General features: G+C 73.8%; 15 protein-coding genes. 3 read left to right on the top strand and 12 right to left on the bottom strand.

Annotated elements, in window-relative coordinates; all coding sequences use genetic code 11:
• Nucleotides 1–12: 12 nt before the first annotated feature.
• The 12 genes from ACFW2Y_RS17175 to ACFW2Y_RS17120 all read right to left on the bottom strand — a co-directional run bounded on the left by ACFW2Y_RS17175 (nucleotide 13) and on the right by ACFW2Y_RS17120 (nucleotide 17417).
• The gene (locus tag ACFW2Y_RS17175; RefSeq protein ID WP_384879290.1) at nucleotides 13–846 is read right to left on the bottom strand and encodes an SAM-dependent methyltransferase; all 834 of its coding nucleotides are present in this window, start codon (nucleotides 844–846) and stop codon (nucleotides 13–15) included.
• 39 nt (nucleotides 847–885) lie between these two features.
• Nucleotides 886–3135: a cytochrome P450 gene (locus ACFW2Y_RS17170; RefSeq protein WP_384879287.1), complete on the bottom strand. Its 2250-nt coding sequence runs from the start codon at nucleotides 3133–3135 to the stop codon at nucleotides 886–888.
• 31 nt (nucleotides 3136–3166) lie between these two features.
• A complete protein-coding gene (locus ACFW2Y_RS17165; protein WP_384879285.1) occupies nucleotides 3167–4348 on the bottom strand; it encodes an acyl-CoA dehydrogenase family protein in 1182 nt (393 codons plus the stop codon).
• Between the two features lie 177 nt (nucleotides 4349–4525).
• A complete protein-coding gene (locus ACFW2Y_RS17160; RefSeq protein ID WP_384879282.1) occupies nucleotides 4526–6055 on the bottom strand; it encodes a class I SAM-dependent methyltransferase in 1530 nt (509 codons plus the stop codon).
• Between the two features lie 116 nt (nucleotides 6056–6171).
• The gene (cmdF, locus tag ACFW2Y_RS17155) at nucleotides 6172–7788 is read right to left on the bottom strand and encodes a tyrosine 2,3-aminomutase (RefSeq protein ID WP_384879280.1); all 1617 of its coding nucleotides are present in this window, start codon (nucleotides 7786–7788) and stop codon (nucleotides 6172–6174) included.
• Between the two features lie 45 nt (nucleotides 7789–7833).
• Nucleotides 7834–10419: an AMP-binding protein gene (locus ACFW2Y_RS17150; protein WP_384879277.1), complete on the bottom strand. Its 2586-nt coding sequence runs from the start codon at nucleotides 10417–10419 to the stop codon at nucleotides 7834–7836.
• A 215-nt stretch (nucleotides 10420–10634) separates the two neighbouring features.
• On the bottom strand, nucleotides 10635–11885 hold the full coding sequence (locus ACFW2Y_RS17145; protein WP_384879274.1) for a NikS protein: 1251 nt from the start codon (nucleotides 11883–11885) through the stop codon (nucleotides 10635–10637).
• Nucleotides 11882–12844 (bottom strand): PLP-dependent cysteine synthase family protein, encoded by a 963-nt coding sequence (locus ACFW2Y_RS17140; protein ID WP_384879270.1) that lies wholly within the window; start codon nucleotides 12842–12844, stop codon nucleotides 11882–11884. Before ACFW2Y_RS17140 ends, ACFW2Y_RS17145 begins: the two co-directional genes overlap by 4 nt.
• Before the next feature lie 78 nt (nucleotides 12845–12922).
• A complete protein-coding gene (epsC, locus tag ACFW2Y_RS17135) occupies nucleotides 12923–13654 on the bottom strand; it encodes a serine O-acetyltransferase EpsC (protein WP_384879267.1) in 732 nt (243 codons plus the stop codon).
• 30 nt (nucleotides 13655–13684) lie between these two features.
• Nucleotides 13685–15016 (bottom strand): ATP-grasp domain-containing protein, encoded by a 1332-nt coding sequence (locus tag ACFW2Y_RS17130; protein ID WP_384879264.1) that lies wholly within the window; start codon nucleotides 15014–15016, stop codon nucleotides 13685–13687.
• A complete protein-coding gene (locus ACFW2Y_RS17125; RefSeq protein WP_384879261.1) occupies nucleotides 15013–16263 on the bottom strand; it encodes an ATP-grasp domain-containing protein in 1251 nt (416 codons plus the stop codon). Before ACFW2Y_RS17125 ends, ACFW2Y_RS17130 begins: the two co-directional genes overlap by 4 nt.
• A 227-nt stretch (nucleotides 16264–16490) precedes the next feature.
• Nucleotides 16491–17417: a GNAT family N-acetyltransferase gene (locus ACFW2Y_RS17120; protein WP_384879257.1), complete on the bottom strand. Its 927-nt coding sequence runs from the start codon at nucleotides 17415–17417 to the stop codon at nucleotides 16491–16493.
• A gap of 545 nt (nucleotides 17418–17962) precedes the next feature.
• Between ACFW2Y_RS17120 and ACFW2Y_RS17115 the strand changes: the two genes are divergently transcribed.
• From ACFW2Y_RS17115 to ACFW2Y_RS17105, 3 genes are all read left to right on the top strand, one after another.
• Nucleotides 17963–19120, top strand: coding sequence for an aldehyde dehydrogenase family protein (locus ACFW2Y_RS17115; protein WP_384879254.1), 1158 nt, complete (start codon nucleotides 17963–17965; stop codon nucleotides 19118–19120).
• 93 nt (nucleotides 19121–19213) lie between these two features.
• The gene (locus ACFW2Y_RS17110) at nucleotides 19214–20932 is read left to right on the top strand and encodes a thiamine pyrophosphate-binding protein (protein ID WP_384879251.1); all 1719 of its coding nucleotides are present in this window, start codon (nucleotides 19214–19216) and stop codon (nucleotides 20930–20932) included.
• Nucleotides 20929–22446, top strand: a complete 1518-nt coding sequence (locus tag ACFW2Y_RS17105) for a class I adenylate-forming enzyme family protein (protein ID WP_384879248.1) — start codon at nucleotides 20929–20931, stop codon at nucleotides 22444–22446. The genes ACFW2Y_RS17110 and ACFW2Y_RS17105 overlap by 4 nt, the downstream gene beginning before the upstream one ends.
• The last annotated feature ends 19 nt before the right edge of the window (nucleotides 22447–22465 follow it).

Raw genomic sequence — 22465 nt, 5'->3', positions numbered from 1 at the left:
GACGCGGGGCGTTCAGACATGAGGCCTGCGGACCGTGACGATGCTGTACGCGATGCGCTCGGAGCCCGGACTGAAGAAGTCGGCCATCGCCTCCTTGAGCCCGGCGACCGCCTCGTCGCCGAAGGCGGCGCGCAACGTCTCCCGGCCCTCCTCGGCGGCCTCCACGTACTTCGGGCCCATGCCGAACACACGCGGGCCGCACTGGGTCCACTCCTCGACGTGGAAACCCGCCGCGCGCAGCGCCACCAGCCACTCCTCGACCGGCTGGAGCAGCGGCAGGGCCAGCTTCTCGGCGAGCACGTCCCGCTCGTCCCGCGGCACGCCCGGGGCCAGCGTGTAGTCGGTCATCGTCAGGGCACCGCCCGGACGCACCACCCGGAACAGCTCGGCGAGCGCCGCGGCCAGGTCCGGCGCGTACTGGAGCGACTCCATCGCCATCACGGCGTCGAACGAGCCGTCGGCGTGGTGGCCGAGCTCGGCGTAGCTGCCGTGCTCGAACCGGAGCCGGTCGGACAGGCCGCGCGCGGCGGCCTTCTCCGTGCCGGCACCGGCCTCGAAGCCGCTGACCGTCACGCCCGTGACGTCGGCGCCGGTCTCCTCGGCGACCAGCAGCGCCGGCCCGCCGGGCCCGCAGCCCGCGTCGAGGACCCGCTGACCGGCCCGTACGCCGAGCACGTCGACGACCTTGCGGGTCAGCCGGCGTGAGGCCTCCGCCATCGGGGTGTCGTCGTTCGGACCGAACCAGTAGCTCAGGTGCGCCTGGCCCTCGTTGAAGACGTCGGAGACCGGGGACGACTGGTCCCAGCGCTCCCCTTCGCGGATCGCCTGCGCGGTCGTGGTGCTCATCTCTCCTGCTCCTGGCGGTGACGGCGGATCGGTGGCGGTTCAGTACGTGACGACGGCCCGGAACCGGACCTCGCCCTTGGCGGCCAGGGCGACCGCCTCGGCGATCCGCTCCTTGGGGAAGACCTCGACCATCGGGTCGACCTTGCCCTCGGCGACCAGCCGCAGCGCCTCGGTGAGCTGTTCGAGACCGTTGTGGGTGGCGCCGATGATCTGCTGGCGCTGCGCCCAGACCGGGCTGGTCGGCCCGATCGAGAAGGACCCCTCGGGGTCGATGGTGGCGAGCACCAGACGCCCGTTGGGGCGCAGCCCCTGCAGCGCTTCGGTGGCCGCCTCGTACGAGGTGCCGGTCACCAGGATCACGTCGGCGCCGCCCGCGGCCGCCAGCTCCGCGCCATCGGCCACGACGGTGGAGGCCCCCAGCTCGCGGGCCAGGTCGTGCTTGTCGGGGGAGCGGGTGATCGCGACCGTGTCGAAGCCGCACGCCCGGGAGAACTGCAGCGCCAGGTGGCCGAGGCCGCCGATGCCGAGGACCGCCACCCGCTCGTGCGGCTTGGGGTCGGCGGCGCGCAGCGCGCTCCACGAGGTGTAACCGGCGCACAGTACGGGCGCCGCCTGCACGTAGTTGACCTCGTCGGGCAGCAGCACCGTCGAGTCGGCGAGCACGGCGACGTACTCGGCGTGGTGGCCGGGGACGGTCAGACCGCTCATCACGGGTGCCGCGCAGTTCATGCCGGACTGGCCGGTCAGCGGCAGGTTGAGCCGGCAGTAGTCGCACGTCCCGCAGGTGCCCTGCACCCAGGTCGCGCCGACCCGGTCACCGACCTTGCGGTGGGTGACGCCGGGGCCCACGGCGACGACGTCACCCGCCGCCTCGTGGCCGACCACGACCGGGTCGAACTCGGGGAACGGGAAGTGGCCGTCGGTCAGCCAGAGGTCGTTGTGGCACAGACCGCTGGCCCGCACCCGGATCAGCACCTGGCCGGGTCCGGGCTGCGGCACCGGGACGTCACGCAGCTCCCAGGTGGCACCCGCCTCGGGCACCACGGCGGCCTTCATGGTCGTCGGGCGGGCGTCGAGCAGCACCGGCAGCTCGGCGACGCCGTTCATGATGAACGTGCCCTGCGGGGCGATGGACTCGGCCGGCACGGCCAGGCCCAGGTGCGGGAACCGCTCGAACAGCGCGGCCAGTGCGATCTCCGCCTCCAGCAGGGCCAGCGGCTGGCCGATGCAGCGGTAGATGGCGTGCCCGAAGGAAAGGCTCTCCTTGTCGGGGCGCGTGATGTCGAAGCGGTCGGCGTCCGCGCCGTGCACCTCGGGGTCGCGTCCGATCGCCGCGTAGTTGACGAGCACCGGCTCGCCCTTGGGGATGGTGACGCCGCCGATCTCGACGTCCTCCACGGGGAAGCGGAACGGCAGGTGCGCCACCGGCGCCTCCACCCGCAGCGTCTCCTGGATGACGTCCTGCCAGGTCGCCTCGCCGGAGCGGACCAGGGCGAGCTGCTCCGGGTGCGTCAGCAGGGCGAGCACGGCGTTGGCGATGAGGTTCTTCACCGGCTCGGTGCCGGTGGCGAGCATGATGTGCAGCGTGCCGACCAGCTCGTCGTCCGACAGCAGTGAGCTGTCCGTCTGCTGGGCCGCGACGAGGTCACTGGTCAGGTCGTCGCCCGGCGAGCGCCGCTTGGAGTCGACGAAGTCGAGCATCTCCTGGTGCCAGCGGGCCACGTTGGCGGCGGCCTCCTCCGGCGAGATGCTGGTGTCGACGTTGACCTCGCCGCCGCGCAGCATCTCGGCGCGGGCCTCCGCGGGCACTCCGAACAGGTCGCAGATGGCGCGGGCCGGCAGCGGGTGGGCGAACAGGCCCTTCAGGTCCACCGGCTCACCGGCCGGAAGGGCGGCCAGCTCGTCGAGCAGCTCGGTGGTGATCGCCTCCACGGCCGGCCGCAGCGCCTCCACCCGGCGCGGGGTGAAGGCGTGCGCGCACGGCTTGCGCAGCCGGGTGTGGTCGGCGCCGTAGGCGGTGGTCATGTTCTCCATGAGCACCCAGCCGATCAGCGGGAAGTCCTCGCCGACCGTGCCGTCGACGTAGGCGTCGAAGTGCCGCCTGCCGTCCTTGGAGAAGCGGTGGTCGCTGAGGATCTCGCGGGCGGCGGCGTGGCCGGTGACCGACCAGGCCCTCACACCGCCCGGCAGCTCGATCGGGGCCACCGGTCCCTGCGCCCGTATGCGGGAGCCCTCGGCGTGGATGTCGGAGCCCAGGGGGTCCAGGGCGACAGGGCAGCGGCTTTCCATCGGGAAGTCCTCCGGCGGATCTCGGGTGGGCCTACAGGTAGACGGTGTTGGGCTCCTGGCCGCAGACGATTCGGCCGTACAGCTCAAGGTTGGTGTTGGGGTGGAGGATCGCGTGCAGGTTGATGGTCTGCACGTCCCGCTCGATGCGCTGGATCGGCACCGAGCTGTAGATCGAGGAGCCACCGCTCGCGGTGTTGAGAAGGTCCACGGCCTCCTTGGCGCGCTGGGTGACGGCACCGAGGTCGAGGCGGACCCGGGCGCGCTCCTCCAGCGTCCACTCCTCACCGGCGGCACCCTTGGCGTCGACCATCGCGGCGGCGCGGTGGGCGTGGAAGTCCGCCTCGTCGATCTTCACGGTGGCCTCGGCGACCTGGAGGTGCGTCAGCGGGGCCTCGGCCTGGCTCTCGTACGAGGTGTACGTGATCTTGCGGCCGGGCAGCCGGTCCAGGAACGCGTCCTTGGCGGCGCGGGCGAGACCGAGGGCCGGAGCGGAGATGGTGGCACAGGCGGTCGGCATGAACGGCGCGCTGTAGAGCGGGGAGCCGGCGTTGAGCACCGAACGGTGCTGCCCCATGAGCACCGGCACCATCGGGAGCACCCGCTCCTGCGGCACGAACAGGTTCTCGGCGATCGTGGTGACGCTGCCGGTGCCGCGCAGACCGGCGGTGTGCCAGTCGTCCACGATGGTCAGGTCGGAGATCGGGATGGCGACCATGATCGGCTGCGGCTCGCCGTCCTCACCGATGAGGACCGCGGCGTTGGTGTTCCAGTGGCTGTGCCGAACACCGGAGTTGAAGGACCACTTGCCGTTGAGCACGATGCCGCCGGGGGCCGGGGTGGCCATCGCGGTCGGGCTGAGGATGCCGCTGACGCGGACGTCGGGGGTCGAGAAGACCTCGTCCTGGACCTCGTCGGGGAAGAGGCCGACCATCCAGGAGCTGATCGCCCAGACCGAGGCGGTCCAGGCGGCGGAGCCGTCACCCCGGGCGAGCTCGGCGAGCGTGTCGACCACGGTGCGCATGTCGGACTGGTAACCACCGTAGCGGTGCGGCACGCGCATCTTGAGAATTCCGGCCTCGGTGAGGGCCTCCACCGTCTCCTGGGACAGGTTGCGGTTCTCCTCGCCGACCGGCGCGTTCCGCTGGAGCAGCGGAATCAGGTCCGTTGCGCGGCGGACGAGTTCTTCGCGGGACGGCGCCTCGATGGTCTGCATGAATTCTCCTGAATCGGTCACCGGAGTTGGGCCGAAAGGATCGTTGCACTGCGCAAAGAGCGGTTCCATATTCAATGTTGCTCAGTGCGAATGACGGTGCTCGACGGTCCCGTGGGGACCGTCGAGCACCGGCCGATCGGGCTCTTCCCGATTTCCGGGGAACCTCCGGAAGCGCCGTCAGCGCTTTTCCGCCGTGATGATGACGAAGGTGCCGGGACCGGTCTCGGCCACTGGCGAGAGCCCCGCCTCGTCCAGCCAGGCATGGACCTGCTCGGTCTCGAACAGCTTGATGCCGTCCGGGCTGCCCGGGAACGCGTGCGAGCCCTGGAAGTAGCGGTAGACCGGGTCGGACGCCCAGCGGAACGTCAGCAGCGTCAGCCTGCCGCCCGGCCGCAGCACGCGACCGATCTCGGAGATCGCCCGGCCCGCGTCCGGCAGCGCCTGGAGCGCGTTCCAGCAGTTGACCGCCGCCAGAGAGGAGTCCGCCACCGGAAGCGCGAGGGCGCTGGCCCGCAGCGTCGCGATCTCGGGCAGCCGGGCCCGTAGACCGGCCAGCATGGGCGCGATCAGGTCCAGGGCCAGTACCCCGCCGTCCGCGGCCGCCTCGGCGACCACGGCGGTCCAGCGGCCCGCCCCTGCGGCGACGTCCAGGATGGGTCCGTCGACCGCGGACAGCTGCTCGGTCAGGTAGGCGTCCTCGTCGACGGGGCTGATCGCCCCGCCCCAGTTCTGCCCCATCACCCGCAGGAACGCCGGGCGCAGCACGTTCTCGTAGTGGAAGCCGATGCCCTGCAGACCGGCCGCGTTCTGCAGCACGTCGTCCTCGTCGTGCTCACCGGCGCCGGCGGACAGGTCGAGCACCCCGTGCGGCAGCGTGTAGCTCCGCTCGCACCCGGTGCAGGACGCGCCGGTGGCCGCGAACGACAGCGCTGCGCGGCAGGCGGGGCAGCGCAGCACGTTCGCGAAGCGGCTGAACTCCTCGATGCGGGGGGCCAGCGGCTCGGCCGGCCGGGCGTCGGCGTGGACGCTGGTGTCACGGACCACCGTCGGGTGGCCGTTGCGCAGTGCCCACAGGGCCTTCGCACCGGTGTACGCGAGCACCGAGCGGGTGTCGCTCGACCAGGTCGCCGCGAGCTGCTCCGGCGACAGGGCGCGGATCCAGTCCTGGTCGAAGGCCAGCTCCTCGGCGCCGAGCTGCCACTCGTACGGCGAGGGCCAGACCCGGCCCAGCACGGCGTCCTCGGGGTCGAGCGGCTGCAGGCAGCGCTCCAGCCGGGTACGGTCGTCCGGGGTGAGCTCGGTGCCGGCCGCGGCGGCGAGGATCCGCTCCCGGTCGTCACCGAGGTGGGAGAGCAGGTACAGGGTGGCGAGCTGGGTGGGACCGCCCGGCTCGGAGCCGGTGAGCAGCGGCAGATAGCCGGCGAGCCCGGCCCGTACCGCCTCGGTCAGCGGCCCGCCGCCCGCGGCGTGCTCGGTCTCGGCCAGGAGTCCGAGCAGCAGCGCGAGGTACCCCTGGCGCAGCTCGTCGGCGCCGGGCAGGGCGGCCACCAGCCGGGGCACCTCGGCCAGGGCCCCGTCCGTGGCCGCGCCGTCCTTCCACAGCGCGTCGGTCAGCCGCAGGAACTCCGCGTCGGCACGGTCGGGCGACGCGTCGAGCAGGGCGTGCGGAAGGGCGTCGGTCGGCGGGGCGACCGGGGCGGCAGTCATGGGGTGCGGGGTCCTTTCGGGCGGCGGGCCGGGCAAGGGGGGCGGGGCGGGCCGGCCGCGGTCTGCGGTCGGCCTCGCGTGCCGTGGACGAAGGGCGCCGGGTGACCGGCACCGGGTCAGCGCAGGACGACGTCGGTGTAGCGGTCCAGGGCCGACAGGAACTCTCCGCGCGACAGGGCGGCGGCGACCAGCTCGATGTCGTCGGCCATGTAGCGGTCCACGCCCAGTGTCGGGACCAGCGCGCGGACGGCGTCGTACGTGGCCTTGGCGGCCGGGCTCAGGCCCTCGAAACGGCCCGAGATGTCGACGGCCTGCGCGGCGGCGAGGAATTCGACGGCGAGGATGCGGTTGTTGTTCTCGAGGACGCGGCGGGCGTTGCGGGCGGCGATCAGACCCATGCTGACGACGTCCTGGTTGTCGCCGTTGGACGGCACGCTCTGGGTGCTGGCGGGGCCGATCGTGCGGTTCTCGGCGACGAGCGCGGTGGCCGGGTACTGGGCACCGGCGAAGCCGCTGTGCAGACCGGGATCGCCGGCCACCAGGAACTCCGGCAGGCCGTAGCTCAGGTGACGGTTGAGCACCCGGTTGACCTGGCGCTCGGCGAGCACACCGAGCTGGGTCAGCGCGATGGTCACGAAGTCCATGGCGAACGCGATGGGCTGGCCGTGGAAGTTCGCGCCGTGGAAGATCTCGTCCTGACCCTCGAAGAACAGTGGGTTGTCGTTGGCCGAGTTGAGCTCGATCTCCAGCTTCTGCACCGCGTGGTAGAGAGTGTCGCGGACGGCGCCGACGATCTGCGGGATGGCCCGCAGCGAGTAAGCCTTCTGCAGGTAGATCTCGGAGCGCTGGACGTCCTTGCCGGCGTCCTTGTCGGCCTGGAGCTCACGGCGCAGGTCGGCGTGTTCGACCGTCAGGTTGCTCCCGTCCATCAGCGCGCGCATGTTGGCCGCCGTGTCGATCTGCCCCTGGTGCGGGCGGGCGATGTCGTGGCCTTCGGCGAGGAACGGGCTGGTGGAGCCGCGCAGCGTCTCGATGAGCAGGGCCGTGACGACCTCGGCCTGACGGGCCTGCGCGAGGGCGCGGCCGACCACGAGCGAGCCGAGACCGGTCATCGCCGAAGTGCCGTTGATGAGGGCCAGACCCTCCTTGAACTTCAGCTGGAGCGGCTCGATGCCCAGCTCGTCGAGGACCTTGCGGGTGGGCACCGGCTTGCCGTCGCGCAGCACGTAGCCCTCGCCGATCAGGGTGCTGGCCACGTGGGACAGCGGGGCGAGGTCGCCACTGGCGCCCAGGGAGCCGATCTGCGGGATCGCCGGGGTGATGCCGAGGTTGAGGTAGAGGGCGAGGCGCTCCAGGATCTCCGGGCGAACCGCGGAGTAGCCCTTGGCCAGCGTGTTGAGGCGGGCGGCGACGACGGCGCGCGCCTCGTCCTCGGCGAACAGCGGCCCGACACCGGCGCTGTGGCTGCGGACCAGGTTGGTCTGCAGCTCGGTTTCCTTGGACTTGTCCACCTGCATGTAGATCATCTCGCCGTAGCCGGTGGTCACCCCGTAGATCGGGATGTTCTGCTCGGCGATGCCCTCGAAGATCTCCCTGCTCCTGCGGGCCTTGGCCATCGCGTCACCGGGGACCGCGACCTGCGCGCCCTCCTCGGCGACCTGACGCACCGAGTCGATGGTCAGGCTCTCGCCGTCGAACGCGACCGGAACGGCGGAAATCTCGACTGTCGTCAACGTACTCACTCCCAGTGGAATCGGATGAAGGCAGGTGATGCGGGGTCAGGCCGCGGCGGTCGCCGCCCGCAGGCGCGAGCGGTCCACCTTCCCGGCGGCGTTGCGCGGAAGGCGGCCCGGCGCCTCGTGGAACGTCGCGGGCAGGGTCAGGGGGCCGAAGTGGCCGCGCAGGTGCGCCCGCCATTCGGGGGCGGCACCGAGCGGCTGGCCGTCGGCGTCCCGGCGCGGCACGACATGGACGTCGAGTCCGTGCACCAGGCCCGACACCGGTTCGGCGACCGGCACCACGGCGCACTCCAGGACGGAGGCGTGCGAGGCGAGCGTTCCTTCGATCTCGGTCAGTTCGACCCGGTTGCCCGCCAGCTTGATCTGGAAGTCCTCGCGGCCCCGATACTCCAGGGTGCCGTCGGGCAGCCGCCGCCCGAGGTCGCCGGTGCGGTACCAGCCTCCCTCGGCGCCGGGCGTGTCCAGCCACTCCACCGGGCGGAAGGGGGTGCGGTCGGCACTGCCCAGGTACCCCGAGGCCACATAGGGGGAGCGCACCACGATGCTGCCGGTGACTCCGACCGGACAGGTCAGGTCGTTCTCGTCGAGGACGAGGAGCTGGCGGCCCGGGATGGCCCGGCCGACCGGCACCGGTCCCTCGGTCAGGCCGGTGACCTCGTGCCAGGTGGCGGCGACGACCTCGGTCGGCCCGTACAGGTTGAAGACGCGCAGCGCGGGCAGCTCCTCGGCCAGGCCGCCGAGCAGCTCCGGCGGCACCGCCTCGCCCATCAGCAGCAGATGGCCGAAGGCGTCGAGCCGCGGCCCCGCCCCGGTCCGGGCGATCACGTCGAGGAGGTCGCGGGCGAAGCTGGGCACGGTCTGCAGATGCGTGATGCGGTGCTCGGCCAGCCACGGCACCAGCAGGTCCGGGTTCACCCGCACCTCGTCGGGCACGACGTACAGCGTGCCGCCGGCGGCGAGCGTCGCGCCGACCTCGGCGAGCGCCGGATCGTGCTCGGGGGAGACCCACTGGGCCACCCGGGCTCCGGGACCCATCGCGAACCGGGTGCCGAGCCAGCCGGTGAACTGGGTGAGCGCGGCGTGCGTCTGCGGGATGCCCTTGGGACGTCCGGTGGAGCCGGAGGTGAAGGCGATGTACGCGGTGTCGCCGGGGGTGACGGCGGGCACCGGGGGCACGGGCAGGGCGGCCGCGTCGGCGGTCACGTCCACCACCCGGCCGCCGAACTCGGCGTGGTACCAGTCGAGCAGCTCGTCGGCGCCGTCGCCCTCGACGACCACGCAGGCCGGCCGCAGGGCGGTGAGCACGGAGCGGCCGCGCTCGCCGGCGGGACCTGGGGCGAGCCAGCACAGCCGGGCGCCATGGGCGAGGACGCCGAGCAGCGCCGCGATCCGCAGCGGCCCCGGCGGCATCCGGACGACCACGGCGTCGCCGGCGGTCACGCCGGCGGCGGCGAGCCGCCGGGTGACGTCGCGGGCCGCCGCGTCCAGGGCGGCGTAGCCCGTGGTGCGACCGTCCCAGACGACAGCGGGCCCGTCGGTGACGGCACGCGCCGCCACCTGCAGGGGCAGGGGGTCGGTGTGGCCGACCGGCCTGAACATCGGCAGGGCCGCGTAGCGTTCGATCAGCGCGGCGGCCGGGAGCAGCGGCGGCAGCGTGTTGACCGGCGTGTCGGGCGCGTCCAGCGCCGCCGTCAGCAGGGTGCGCAGCCCGTCGAGCAGGTTGGCGGCCGAGCCCGCGTCGTAGAGTGCGGTTCGGTACTCCAGTCGGCCCGAGAGCCGCGGAGCTTCGTCATCGCCGCCGGCGTCGAGGGCGTCGACGACGAGCACGAGTCCGGCCGGCAGCACCACCCGGTCGGGGACGACGGGCGAGGCGCGCAGACCTGCCACCCGGTCGACGACCGGCGCGGCGGACCGGTCGGCGAAGACGGCGTCGAGCTGCGGAAGGTCCCGGTCACCGCGCAGCGGGTGCGGTTCGAAGCCGAGGAGCGCGCGCAGGGTTCCGTCGCCCGCGTGGTCCCCGTGCCGCAGCAGCAGCGCCCGCAGCGCGGCGAGGACGACACCGGTCGGGGACGCGCTCTGTTCCGCGGCGACGCGGGCGACCCGGCGGGCCAGCTCGCCGCTCCACTCGAACGGCAGCGAGGCCCCTTCGTACCGGTGGGTCCTGGTCCGGAGGGTGCGGGCGACCGCCTCCCGGGCCGCCGTCTCCTGGGCCGTCGCCTCCGGGACCGGCGCCGGGGCCGGGGCGCCGTGGCGCTCGTGCGCGTACGCGGCCGACAGCGTGTCGACCAGCCGGGAGACGTGCGCCTCGTCGAGGGCACCGTCCACCGTCATGAACAGCAGCAGGTCGGCCGGGGTGAACCGGGCGGCGTACAGCCGCGCGTGCGGACCCGCCGTGGCGGACCGGGCCTCCTGGGTCGCCGGGGCCTCGGTGGCCCACCAGCCGCACAGCGCGGCGGCCAGCGCGTCGATGTCGTCCACCGTCACGGCGGTGAGGTCGGTGAAGCGCAGCGGCTCGGCCGTCATGGCGTCGCCGGGCCGGGCGCTCACCGTGGCGTCCCAGGCCCGGCGTAGCGCGGCCGGGTCGAGGCCGCCCTCCAGCCGGAATCCCGCACACCGGGGGGACACGGGAGGGTGCATCGGGGGTCTGTCGCCCGGGTGGTTTGCTGCCGCTTCGAAGTTCACGGGGACATGGTGCGACCGCGTGGCCTGGCCGTGCTTCTCCTGGAGTGCGGAGGTGCCCGTGCACCCGCTCTCCGGCCGGTACGGCCGCGAACACCGTGGTTACTTCGCCATGTCGGGCCCCGCGTGGACCCGGACGGGCGCCGGCCCTGCGTCCTGGGTCAGCCGTTGCCGGGCTCCGCCTTGAACCAGAGCCCCGCCTTGAACCAGGCCTCCGCCGCCCGGATCCGGGCCTCCGTCTCGGCCCGGTCCGCGCCGGTGATGACGAACGCGGCGAGGAAGTCCCCGGAGTGCGAGGCGTCCTGAACGGTGTCGCCCACCTCCGCGTACGTCGTGTACTTCACGACGCCCTCCGGCAGCGTCGCCGGGTCCGGCAGCGCGGCCAGCACCCCGGGTCGCTTGGTGAAGAGCAGCTGCCCGGCGAGCTGCGCCGGGTCCGCGCGCTCGCCGGTCTGGGCGGGCAGGCCGAGCTGGCGGCGGACCGGGTACTCCATGGGGTCGAAGCCGAACAACGCCCGCTGCACGTCGCGCACGCCCGCGCCCCCGGCCCGGGAGGCCGCCTCGCACAGGACCAGTTCGCCGTCGGTGGTGTGGAACACCTCGATGTGGAAGGCGAAGTGCTCGGGGCCACCGAACGCCTCCAGGATCCGCTCGCCGAACGCGACGAGTCGCCGTGCCAGCGGGTCGGCGGTGTCGAGGGCGATGTCCACCCGCCCCTTGCGGTCGCGGAAGTCGGCCAGCGCGTACTGGTACTGCGACGGCCACATCGTCGCGATCCGGCCGTCCAGGACGGTGCCGTCGATGTGGCACATGGAGCCCTCGACGAACGTCTCCGCAAGCCACTCCGGTTCGCCGTCGGGACGCAGCAGCTCCGCGTCCCGCGCCCAGTCGGCGAGCTCCTCGCGGGTGCGCAGCACGGACACTCCGACCGACAGCAGCCCCTGACGGGGCTTGACCACGACCGGCAGGCCGTGGACGTCGGCGAAGGCGTCGAGCTCCGCGGCCGAGCGCAGCAGGACGTGGGCGGCGACCGGGATCCCCGCGGCCGTGGCGAGTTTCTTCATCTCCCACTTGTCGCGGTACACCAGGGCCGACCCGGGCCGCTGGCCCGGCAGCCCGAAGCGCTCGCGCAGCGCGGCCGCCCGCAGGATGTCGAACTCCTGGCAGGCCACGATGTCGGTGACGCCGAACTCCTCGACGAGCTCGGCCGCCCGCCGCTCCACATGGGGGCCGGTGTCGTAGTCGGTCAGCACCTCGGCGTGCAGATAGGGAGCGCCGGTGGGCAGCTCCTCGCCGAACAGGGCGAGCTGTTCGGCCGAGCCCAGCAGGACGATCTTCTCTCCGTGGTCGGCGAGCCAGCGCTCGTACGGGTTGGCGCGCAGCGAGCCGCGGTGCAGGACGAGCGTGGTCATGCGGAGGTCCCTTCGTTCCAGATGCTGACGTAGCGTTCGCCGGTGTCCGGCAGGATCGTGACGATCGTGCGCCCCGCGTAGGCGGGGTCCCGGGCGAGCCGGAACGCACCGTGCACGGCAGCGCCCGAGGAGAGCCCGGCGAACAGCGCTTGCTCCCGTGTGAGCGCCCGTGCGGTGTCCAGCGCCTCGTCGTCGGAGCAGGTCAGCACCCGGTCGATGAGGGTGACGTCGGTGGTGGGGGAGACGAAGCCGCCGTTCAGACCGGGGATCCGGTGGGTGCCGGCGTATCCCTGGGAGAGCACCGGCGAGCCCTCCGGCTCCACCGCGACGATCTCCACGCCGGGGTTGTGCTCGCGCAGGAAGCGCCCGGTGCCGGTCAGGGTGCCGCCGGTGCCGACCCCGGCGACCAGGACGTCGACCCGACCGCCGGTGTCCGCCCAGATCTCGGGTCCGGTGGACTCGTAGTGGGCACGGACGTTGTCGGGGTTGTCGTGCTGGCGCACGTACCAGGAGCCGGGCGTGGTGGCCTCGATCTCCTCCGCCTTGGCGATGGCCCCGGCGAACCGCTCGGCACTGGGCGTCTGCACGATCTCCGCTCCGAGCGCGGACAGCAGCCCGATCCGCTCGGGGGTGGCGCTGTCGGGCAGCACCACGATGCAGCGGTAGCCGCGCAGGGCGCTCAGCGCGGCGAGCGCGATCCCGGTGTTGCCGGAGGTCGCCTCCACGACGGTGCCGCCCGGGGCGAGGTCGCCGCGCTGTTCGGCGCCGCGCAGCATCGCGAGCGCGGCCCGGTCCTTGATGCTGGCGAACGGGTTGGTCGACTCGATCTTGGCGAGGACCTCGGCGCCGGGCGCGGCGTCGGGGACGGAGAGCCGGACGAGCGGGGTGTTGCCGACGAGTTCTTCGAGGCCGGCGGCGACACGCCGCCCGGCGGGCGCTATGAGGAGATCGGGGGTCACCGGAAGGCTCCAGGAGTAGGGGACGGGGGAGGGGAGGGGAGGGGAGGGGAGGGGACGGGGGAGGGACGGCCGCGGGGGTCACCAGGAGCCCGCCGAGGCGAGCTCCCGTACGGCGTCGGAGACCGACAGCGGCGGCCGGTCGCCCGCGGATGCGCCCACGGGGCCGCCTGTCCGGCCGGCGGCGGGCGGGGCGCCGGGCCCGGCGCCCGTAGGGGCCGCCGACACGGGTCCGGCCTCCAGCGGGGGCACCGCCCGCGGCCCCGGCGCCGGACGGACCACGGAGCGGGCCGCGTACACCCGGGCGCCGGGCGGCAGGTCCTCGGTGACCGTCGCCATCGCCCCCACCAGAGCGCGGTCGCCGATGGTCACCGGGCCGAGCACGGTCGCGTTCGCGCCGAGGATCACGCCGTCGCCGACCACCGGGTGGCGGCGGGCGCCCGGCGGGCGCTGGTTGTCGGCCCACCAGCCCACCGCGCCCAGCGTCACCTGCTGGTAGATCGTCACGTCGTCGCCGACGACGGCGGTCTGGCCGATCACCACGGAGGCGCCGTGGTCGATGAAGACCCGTCGGCCCAGCACCGCACCGGGATGGATCTCCACCCCGGTCCGCCGCCGGGAGATCCGGGCGATCGTCCGTGCCGCGGTGCGCATCCCCCGGCCGTACAGCCGGTGGGACACGCGGTGGGCCCACACGGCGGACAGACCGGTGTGGCCGAGCGCCTCGCGGCGGCTGGTGAGGGACGGGTCCCGGGCGACGACGACGGAAAGGTCCTCGGCCAGGGTCCGCAGCAGTCCGGTCTCCTCGGTCATGGGGTCGGCTCCTTTCGGTGCGGCCGTCGCTCAGGCGGCCAGGGCCGGGGTCGCCGCGGCGGCCGGTTCGACGTCGATCCGGAGGGACTCGCCGACCAGCCGCTCGCACAGTGCGATCGCGCTGTCGGTGTCGGCGGCCGTTACCACCACGCTGCCGAGCCGGTCCCAGTTGTCGCGCAGCGGCCGGACGGTGTTGCCGGGGCCCACGTTGACCTGCGCGGCGAGCACGTCGGGCCGTGCCCTGATCTCGTCGAGGCCCGCGACGGCCGTCACGGTGCCGGGCTCGCGCACCACCGCGCGCATCACCGCGGCACCCTTCGGTTCGGGGGAGGCGGCGAGCGGTTCGACCAGGCCCAGCGGCCAGGCCGTGCCATACGCGATCATGTCGATGCCGTACGCGGCCTCGACCAGCTCCACGATGTTGTCGCCGCCCAGCCGGTTGTGCGACTCGATGACGAGGGGCCCGCGCGAGGAGAGCCGGATCTCGGTGTGGCTGGGGCCGTCGGTGACGCCCATCCCGGTCAGGAACTCCTCGACCGCGTCGGTCAGCGCCGCCCGGTCGTCCGCGTCGAGCCGCGCGGGCACCGCGTGCCCGAGCTCGGCGAAGTGCTCCTCGCTGGTCAACTTCTCGGTGACGGCGACGACGACGTGGCGGCCCGCGAAGCTCAGCGCCTCGACGCTGAACTCGGGTCCGTCGATGTACGACTCCATCAGGAAGCCGTCGACGGTGAACATGGTGGAGCCTCGGTCGGTGCGGCCGCCGTCCATCTCCTGGATCCGCGCCCACACCCGGTCCAGGTCCGCGGGGTCCTCCGCGCGCAGCAGGCCGAAGCCCGCGGTGGTGGAGACCGGCTTGACGATGAACGGGTAGCCCGCCCGCTCGCCGAACGCGTCCAGCGACTCCCGGCCCTCCACGAGCGCGGCGTGCGGCACCGGAAGCCCGTTCTCGGCGAGGTGCCGGCGCATCAGCGACTTGTCGCGCATCCGGCGGCTCACCTCGTGACGCCGCCCGTCGGTCAGCCCGAACAGGTCGCCGAGGCGGCCCGCAGGGGTCACCCCGGGCTCGGTCAGCGACACGACGGCGTCGACGCCGTACACGGCCCGGGCGGCCTCGGCGAACGGCCGGACGGTGTCCCAGTCGGTGTAGTCGACGACGAGCAGCACGTCGGCGGCCCGGGTCTGGTACTCGGTGACCTTGTCCGGGTGCTGGATCAGTACGGTCGTGACGCCGAGTGCCGCGTAACGTTCCACGTGGGCGTCGACGCCCCCGATCAGCAGCACGGTCTTCCGGCCGGTCGGCGCGGCCGGGACCAGGGCGGAGGAGGGGACGGGGGCAGGGGCAGCGTGCTCGATGGTGCTCATCGGTGGGTTCCCTTCGGAGCGGCCGGGGCGGTCTCGCGGACGTCGACGCGCAGCAGCCTGCGAACCCGGGCGATCCGGTCGGCGGCCTCGGCGGGCGACTCGGCGTCGACGACGACATAGCCGTGGCGCGTGAACGAGTTGGTGGTGGCAGGCAGGACGTCCCTGATGGAGTGGGGGAAGTGCAGCGCCTGGACGTAGGGCAGGGCACGGATCGCGTCGAGTCCGGTCACCGACCGCAGCTCCCCGGCGGGCAGCAGGAAGAAGCCGACGGACGCGGTGTGCTTCGGCCGCGGCGGCTCCACCGATTCACCGGCCAGCGTCCGGAAAATCGCGGCCTCGATGTCGTAGTCGGAGGCGGTCTCGATGAGCAGCGGAATGCGGTCGCCGCCCAGCCGGGTCTGCGACTCGACGACGCGCGGACCCCGGTCGGTGAGGATGACCTCGGTGTGCGCCGGGCCGAAGCGGTAGCCGGCCAGGTCGAGCAGGCCGATGACGACCGCGTGGATCGCGGTCCGTTCGGCGTCGGCCAGCGGCGCCGGGTGGACGTGCGAGGTCTCCACGAAGTACGGCGCGCCCGTGGTGTGCTTGGCGGTGATGCCGATGACGTGGTGCACCCCGTCGGCGGAGAGGGTCTCCACGCTGAACTCGGGCCCCTGCAGGTACTCCTCGATCAGGTACGGTCCGGGCAGCCCGGCCGCGGTGACCCGCTCCGTCCACTCGTCGAGGTCGGCCGCGTCGCGGATCAGTGCGACGCCCCGGCTGCCGGAGGCACGGGCGGGCTTCACCACCACGGGCAGCGGCAGACCGGCCAGCGCGCCGGACACGTCGTCGGCGGTCGCGACGGATGCGGAGCGCACCGCCGAGAGACCGTACCCGGCGAGCAGTTCGCGCATCGCCGCCTTGTCGTTGAGCACCCCGATCGCGGCCGCCGGGTTGGGCGAGACGCCGAGCGCCTCGGCCTCGGCGTAGGCCGGGGGCATCGTCTCCTCCGCGCCGAGGTGCAGCACGTGGCCGATGCCGTGCGCGCGGACCGTCGTGGCGATCAGGGTGCGCAGCCCCTCCTCATCCGAGAAGTCGGTGAGCAGCAGCTCCCGCGCGTGCTCGGCGACCTCGTCGAGGTACTCCCGCTCGCGCAGCGAGGGGTCCCAGATCGCCCAGACCTCGAAGCCCGCCTCGGCGGCCTTGCGGACGAACTGGCTGTAGGGCATCACCATCAGCAGCCGCTTGGGTGCGCCGGTGGGAGTCATGTCAGGGGCTCCGTTCTGGGCCTGGTCGGTGAGTCGGCACGGGGCCGTCGCCATCCGGCGGGGCGGCGACTTCACGAAGAAGCGCCGAGTCCCGACAGACGTCTTCCGGCGCGGGGGCGGGTCGGTATCGTCGTGTCAGACATCGGGACGGACTCGGTCGGGAGTGCGTCCCTCGCCGTGGTGGGGCATCCGGAGGCCGCAGGGGCGGCCACCGGAGCCCGAGCGGATCAGGCAGGGCCCAGTCGGAAACGGGTGAGCGACCGTGCGCCCGTCACGGCGAAGACGGGCACGAACGCCTCGGCCCTGTGCACGTCGCCCGTCTCCAGCGTGGTCAGGGCGCGTACGGCGCCACGGGCGCGCAGTTCGGCGAACCCGGCGGTCAGCAGGGCGAGTCCGACGCCGAGCCCGCGGAAGGCCGGGGCAACCGCGACCTCCAGGACCCGGCCCTCGTTCCCGGATCCGGTCGTCAGGACGTGGCCGGCCGGACGACCGGACACCTCAAGGAGCAGCGCCGCTCCACCGGCGTCCCGCGACCTGCGCAGTGCCGCGGCGTAGACCGCCGCGTCCTCGGTTTTTGGGCCCTTGGCCGAGCAGCGCCGGTGCAGTGCGTGCAGGGCCGCGAGCTCGCCGGGGTCGTCGAGGTCGGCCGCGCGCACCGCACCGCCGTCGGGCAGCACCATCGGCAGCGCGTCCGCCGTCAGGTCGATGTCGTACTGGCCGGTCGTGGCGTCGCGGACGAAACCCGCCTCCTTCAGCACCGTCGGGACCACCTCGTCGCCCCGCAGCACGTCGCCGACGGTGACGGAGTACGGCCTGCCGTTCTCCACCGCGAGCGCGTCGGCCCGGTCCAGCAGCAGGCACAGCAAGGTGCGGGCCGCGCTCACGCCGTGCCGGCCGGGCAGCGCGGTCAGCACCGCGTCGAGCTCGTTGCCGCGCGGGGTCAGGGCCGCCCAGGCGATCACTTCGTCGCCGGGGCCGGTCAGGCACCAGCTGTTCTCCTCGTAGCCGGGGTGCCCGGCAGCGCGAAGGGCGTCCTCACGGGTGTACGTGGCCACGCCGGTGAGACTCTTCTCGTGGGTGCGCATCAGGCGGACCAGGCTGTCCGGCGAGACGTCGGTCGGGCGTCTGACGGTGAGCTGCCCGTGCGGGGTCATAGGTGCCTCCCGTCCTTGGGAAATCGGGTCCGGCGGTCGGGCCGGAGCGTCCGGGAGCCCGTGGCGGGCCGCTGTCGGCCGCGGCCTGCCCCCAGGCGGGTCCCGGAATCCGGTACCGACAGTGAAAGGAATGCTGTGGAACGGAATTCTCTGGTATTCACAGCACCCCTCCTCATCTCTGACGGACCGGATTCCGGCGCCGGTACGGGGGAGTTCCGGCGTAGTCCGAGATGCTACTTGCCAAAGCTGTGACGTCCTTCTCCGAGAATGCTTGGTGACCCTCTCCACGATTGAACACGGCTGAACGCAGCACGAACCGAGATGCGACGGCGCAGCCGCCTGCGAGACGCTTCGGTGAGCAAACCCTGAGCTCAGGGTGGTTGCGAAGGGGTGATCGCATGTACGGCGGCGTCATCGAGGCGAGCGTGGACACACTCGCGCCGCGGCACCACGGTCGAACGGAAGATTCCCCCGAGCCGGTTCACGCCGCTGCGGGTGACGTCGTTCCGAAACTCGTCGACGTTCTTCTGCGAAACCGCGCCGAATTGCTCACGGTACTCACCGAAGTCGCCACCGCGCAGGCAGCCGCCGACGAAATTATGCGCTCCGTGAGAGCGCTGGCGGGCGCCCCCTGGGAACTGTTCCGCAATTCCCCCCGGAGGCTCGCCCGCCTCGCCACCTTCCTCCCGTCGAACAACCTGCTCTACTCCTACGTGCTGTTCGGTGTCGTCCCCTCGCTCTACACGGACGAGATTCGGCTGCGCCCCTCGGCCCGGGTCGCCCGCGCCGCGCTCGCCGTCCACGAGATCCTCGGTCCGCCACTGCGCCGGCTCGGCGCAGGACGGATCGTCATGACCCCCTGCACCCAGCGGGAGTTCCTCGCCGACTGCGCCCGCTCCGACGCCGTCGTCTTCACCGGCCGCCCGGAGAACGGGGCGGCCGTCGCCGCCCGGCTTCCGGCCGGGACCCTGCTGCTCTCCTTCGGCTCCGGGCCCAACCCGGTGGTCGTCGGGCCCCACGCCGACCCCGACGCCGTGTGCCGCGCCGTGCTCGACGCCCGGCTGTACAACTCGGGCCAGGACTGCCTGTGCACCGACCTCGTCCTCGTCCACCGCTCGCAGGTCCGCGCGCTGGTGCCGCGGCTCGCCGACGCGCTGGCCGGCATCCGGGTCGGCGACCGGCGCGACCCCTCTACCCGGGTCGCCCCGTTGGTCTACCCGGACGCCGTCGAAGACGCCGCCGCCTTCCTCGACGCGCACCGCGAGTTCACCGTCCGCGGCGGCCGGACCGACCTCGCCCGGCACACCGTCGAGCCGACGCTGCTGCACTTGCCGTGGCAGGAGGACTTCCACCCGCCGGAGTTCTTCTCCCCCGTCGTCCTCACCATGGCGTACGACGCGCCCGACCAGGTCGCCCGCTGGCTGGGCTCCGCCGAGGAGACCGCCCGCGGCATGTACGCCTCGGTGTTCGGCGAACCGGCCTTCGCCGGGAGGTCGCGCATCGCGACCAGCGTGGTCTGCGAGGAGCGCGTCACCTTCGACGCCGAGGACGGCAACCGCCCCTTCGGCGGCTACGGCCCGCTGGCCGGGAACGTCCGCCGCCACGGCACCGTGTCCGGCCGCCCCCTGCTGCTGTCCGCCGAGGCGGGCCCGCCCGCCGGCCCCGGTACCGGTCCCCGGTCCCGGATCCGCACAGAGCCCTGACCGCCCGCGCTTCCGGCCACCGCGACATCCCCGCACCTGGGCCCGCGCCCCGTACGCGTGCCCCGTTCCACCGAACCGATGAGGAGCCGCCCCGTGAGCGTGAGCACCGAGAACCATCCCTGGCACGTCGTCGCCAGGACCCTCGCGGACGCCGGATGCGATCTCGTCGTCGGCCTGCCGTCCGACGAACCCGGTCTGATGGACGCCGCCGGGGCCGTGCCCGGCCTGCGCGTCGTCGGGGTCCGCGACCAGCGCGCGGGCGCCTGCGCTGCGATCGGTCACGCCGCCGTCTCCGAACGGCCCGTCGTCCTCGCCGTCAACTCCGGCCCGAGCTTCGCCAATGCCCTCACCGGCCTGCTCGAAGCGGGTTCGCTGGGCGCCCCGGTCGTCGTCGTCACCACCCGCGTACCCGCGCTCGGCATCGGCCGGGGCGCGTTCCAGCACACCGACCAGGCCGCCATGGCCGCCCCGCTGGCCAAGTGGACCTTTCTGGTGGAGGACCCCCGTCAGCTGACCTGGGCGTTGCGCCGCGCCGTCCACCTCGCCGTCAACGGCGCCCCCGGCGTGGTCCTGGTCGAGATCGCCGACGAGGTGCTGCGCGCGCCGGCGCCCGAGCGCCGCCCCGCTCCGCCGGTGCGCCGCCTGCGCTTCGCCGCCGACGCGGAGGAGGTCCGCCGCGCCGCCGCGCTGCTCGCCGCCGCACGCCTTCCCGTCGTCGTCGTGGGCGGCGGCTGCAAGCCCGCAGGCGCGGGCGCCGCCGTGCGGCGCCTGGCCGAACTGCTCGGCGCGCCGGTCTTCACCACCGCCGCCGGGCGGGGGGTCCTCGACGAGGAACACCCCCTCGCCTGCGGCCTGGTGGGCCTCTACACCACGCCACCGGCGGACCGGCTGCTCGCCGAGGCCGATGTCGTCCTCGCGATCGGATCCCGCCTGGAGGAGACCGCCCGGATGGGCTGGGACGGGCTCGACGACAAGACGCTCGTCCACGTCGACGTGGACCCGGCCGTGTTCCTGTCCGCCCTGGAACCCGAGGCCGCCCTGCTCGGCGACGCCGCCGTGGTCGCGGGCCAGCTCGCCGACGCCCTTGGGGCGCAGGCCCCGGAGACAGCCGCCGCGGCTGCCCGCCGGGCCGAGATCGCCGCCGTACGGGCGGAGATGCGGGCCCGCGGCGTGCCCGCCGACACGGACGGGGCCCTGACCGTGCCCGAGGCGCTGCGGCTGCTCCAGGAGTCGGTGGGCCGCGACGCCACCCTCGTCCAGGAGAACGGGCTGCACGACATGTGGGGCTACCACTGGCCGGTGGTCTCCGTCGGCGACGGGGCCCGGGTCGTCACGCCCGGCGAGCAGACCATGGTCGGCTTCGGGCTCCCGGCCGCCGTCGGCGCGGCCGTCGCCGATCCGGCCCGCAGGACGGTTCTGGTGTGCGGCGACGGCGCGTTCGAGATGGGGCTCACCGCGCTGCCCACCGCGGCCGAGCTGAAACTCGGCCTCACCGTCCTCGTCCTGGACAACCGCGGCTACGGCTGGCCCCGGTTCGCCCGCGCCGAGGAGCGGGCCCCCGACGCCCTCACACGCTTCACCGCCCCCTCCCACGCCGACGCCGCCGTCCGCGCCCTCGGCGGCGACGCGGTGCGTTGCACGACGCCGGCGGAACTCACCGCCGCGCTCGCCGCCGCGGCCGACGCGCACACCGCGGGCCGGATCACCGTCATCACGGTCCCCGTCCACGACGCCGACGTCCCCGTGGGCGTCCGCCGGCTCTTCGCCGATCCTGTGACCCCCGAGCCCCCGTCGTCCGGAGCGGCGGCATGACCCCCCGCCCCGGACCGGCCGGCACCGGAACCCCCGCCCCGGTCCCCGGCGGCTCCGCCACCGCGACCACCGGACAGCCGGTCGCCCGGGTTCCCGGCCCGGCCGCCGACCACTCCACCCGACCCGCCCCGCGCCAGGCCTCCCGCCCGTTCCCCCGCCTGACCGTCGACGGCGAAGCCATCCCCGCCGGCCGGCTCGCCCGGCTGGTCGACGAGGCCGTCCGGGGGCTCGCCGCCGCCGGGGCGGGGCCCGGGCGGGCGGTCGCGCTCGCCTGCGACCATCCGCTCGCCGCGGTCGTCGCCGCGCTCGCCGCCGAGACGGCCGGGGCCCCACTGCTGCTCGACGGTACGGCCCCGGCCCGGCACATCGCCCCGGCGGCCCGGATCCGCGCCACCGGCTCGGGGGTGCCCGTCGTCGTCGCCGGGGCCGCCCGGCCGCTCGACGTCCCGGACCCGGTCGCCGCCGTCTTCTGGACCTCGGGCAGTTCGGGCGACCCCAAGGCGGTGGCCGTCCCCGCCGCCGCCCTCGTCCACCAGGGGCGGGCCACCGCCGCCCGCATGCGAGTCACCGACGCCGACCGGCTGCTGCTCCCGCTGCCGCTGCGGCACGCCTACGGCTACAGCGTGCTGCGGGTGTGGCGGGCCACCGGCGCCCACCTGTACGCGGAGTCGGGCTTCCACCTGCGGACCACCCTGGCCCGGCTCGCGACCGAGGGCATCACCTCGCTGGACGGGGTGCCCGCCATGTACCGGATGCTCGCCGCCGAGGCCGCCCGGGACCCGAAGGCGGCCCTGCTGCTCGCGGGCCTGCGGATCCGCGGCTGCGGCGGCGACGTGTTGACACCCGCCCTGTACGCCGACTTCCTCGCCGTCACCGGGGCGCCCCTGCACGACGGCTACGGCCTCAGCGAGGCCGGCCCGAACGTCGCCCTCAACGCCCCGGGCGACCTGCGCCCCGGCACCGTCGGGCGGCTCCTGGACGGCGTCGGGGCCCGGCTCGGCGGTCCCGACCGGGAGATCCAGGTGGCGAGCCCGAGCCTGATGCTCGGCTACCTCGATCCGGCCACCGGCGGCCTCGACCGCACCGTGTTCACCGCCGACGGCTGGTTGCGCACGGGCGATACCGGTGCGGTCACGGCCGACGGTTGGCTCACCGTCCGCGGCCGGATCAAGGAAGTGCTGCTGGTGCACGGCGAGACCGTGGCCCCCACCGTCGTCGAGGACGCGGTACGCGCCGCGGCAGGGGTCCTCGACGCGGCGGTCGTGGGCGTCCGGGGCGGCGGTGACTGCGGCGACCGGGGCGACACCGTCTGGGCGTTCGTGGAGAGCGCGGATCCCGACCACCGGGCGGTGGCCGCCCGGGTCGCTGCGGCGTGCCGCCGCACGCTCCCCCCGCACGCCCGTCCGCGAGCGGTCCGCGTGATGCCGCAGCTGCCGCGGACCGGAAGCGGAAAGCCCGACCGGGTGCGGCTGCGTGGCTGGGCCTCCGGCGCGACGATGACTGCCGTCGCGTAGCCGTATCGCTCAAGTATGT

This window comes from Streptomyces sp. NPDC058877 (assembly GCF_042742855.1).
Lineage (GTDB): Bacteria > Actinomycetota > Actinomycetes > Streptomycetales > Streptomycetaceae > Streptomyces.
This window is presented reverse-complemented; position numbering and strand designations above follow the sequence as displayed.

Bases quoted from the DNA above. Each gene is read 5' to 3' on its own strand.
- ACFW2Y_RS17175 (WP_384879290.1), bottom strand. From the start codon at position 846: ATGAGCACCACGACCGCGCAGGCGATCCGCGAAGGGGAGCGCTGGGAC.
- ACFW2Y_RS17120 (WP_384879257.1), bottom strand. From the start codon at position 17,417: ATGACCCCGCACGGGCAGCTCACCGTCAGACGCCCGACCGACGTCTCG.
- ACFW2Y_RS17165 (WP_384879285.1), bottom strand. From the start codon at position 4,348: ATGCAGACCATCGAGGCGCCGTCCCGCGAAGAACTCGTCCGCCGCGCA.
- ACFW2Y_RS17145 (WP_384879274.1), bottom strand. From the start codon at position 11,885: ATGACCACGCTCGTCCTGCACCGCGGCTCGCTGCGCGCCAACCCGTAC.
- epsC (WP_384879267.1), bottom strand. From the start codon at position 13,654: ATGACCGAGGAGACCGGACTGCTGCGGACCCTGGCCGAGGACCTTTCC.
- ACFW2Y_RS17130 (WP_384879264.1), bottom strand. From the start codon at position 15,016: ATGAGCACCATCGAGCACGCTGCCCCTGCCCCCGTCCCCTCCTCCGCC.
- ACFW2Y_RS17125 (WP_384879261.1), bottom strand. From the start codon at position 16,263: ATGACTCCCACCGGCGCACCCAAGCGGCTGCTGATGGTGATGCCCTAC.
- ACFW2Y_RS17160 (WP_384879282.1), bottom strand. From the start codon at position 6,055: ATGACTGCCGCCCCGGTCGCCCCGCCGACCGACGCCCTTCCGCACGCC.
- ACFW2Y_RS17170 (WP_384879287.1), bottom strand. From the start codon at position 3,135: ATGGAAAGCCGCTGCCCTGTCGCCCTGGACCCCCTGGGCTCCGACATC.
- ACFW2Y_RS17105 (WP_384879248.1), top strand. From the start codon at position 20,929: ATGACCCCCCGCCCCGGACCGGCCGGCACCGGAACCCCCGCCCCGGTC.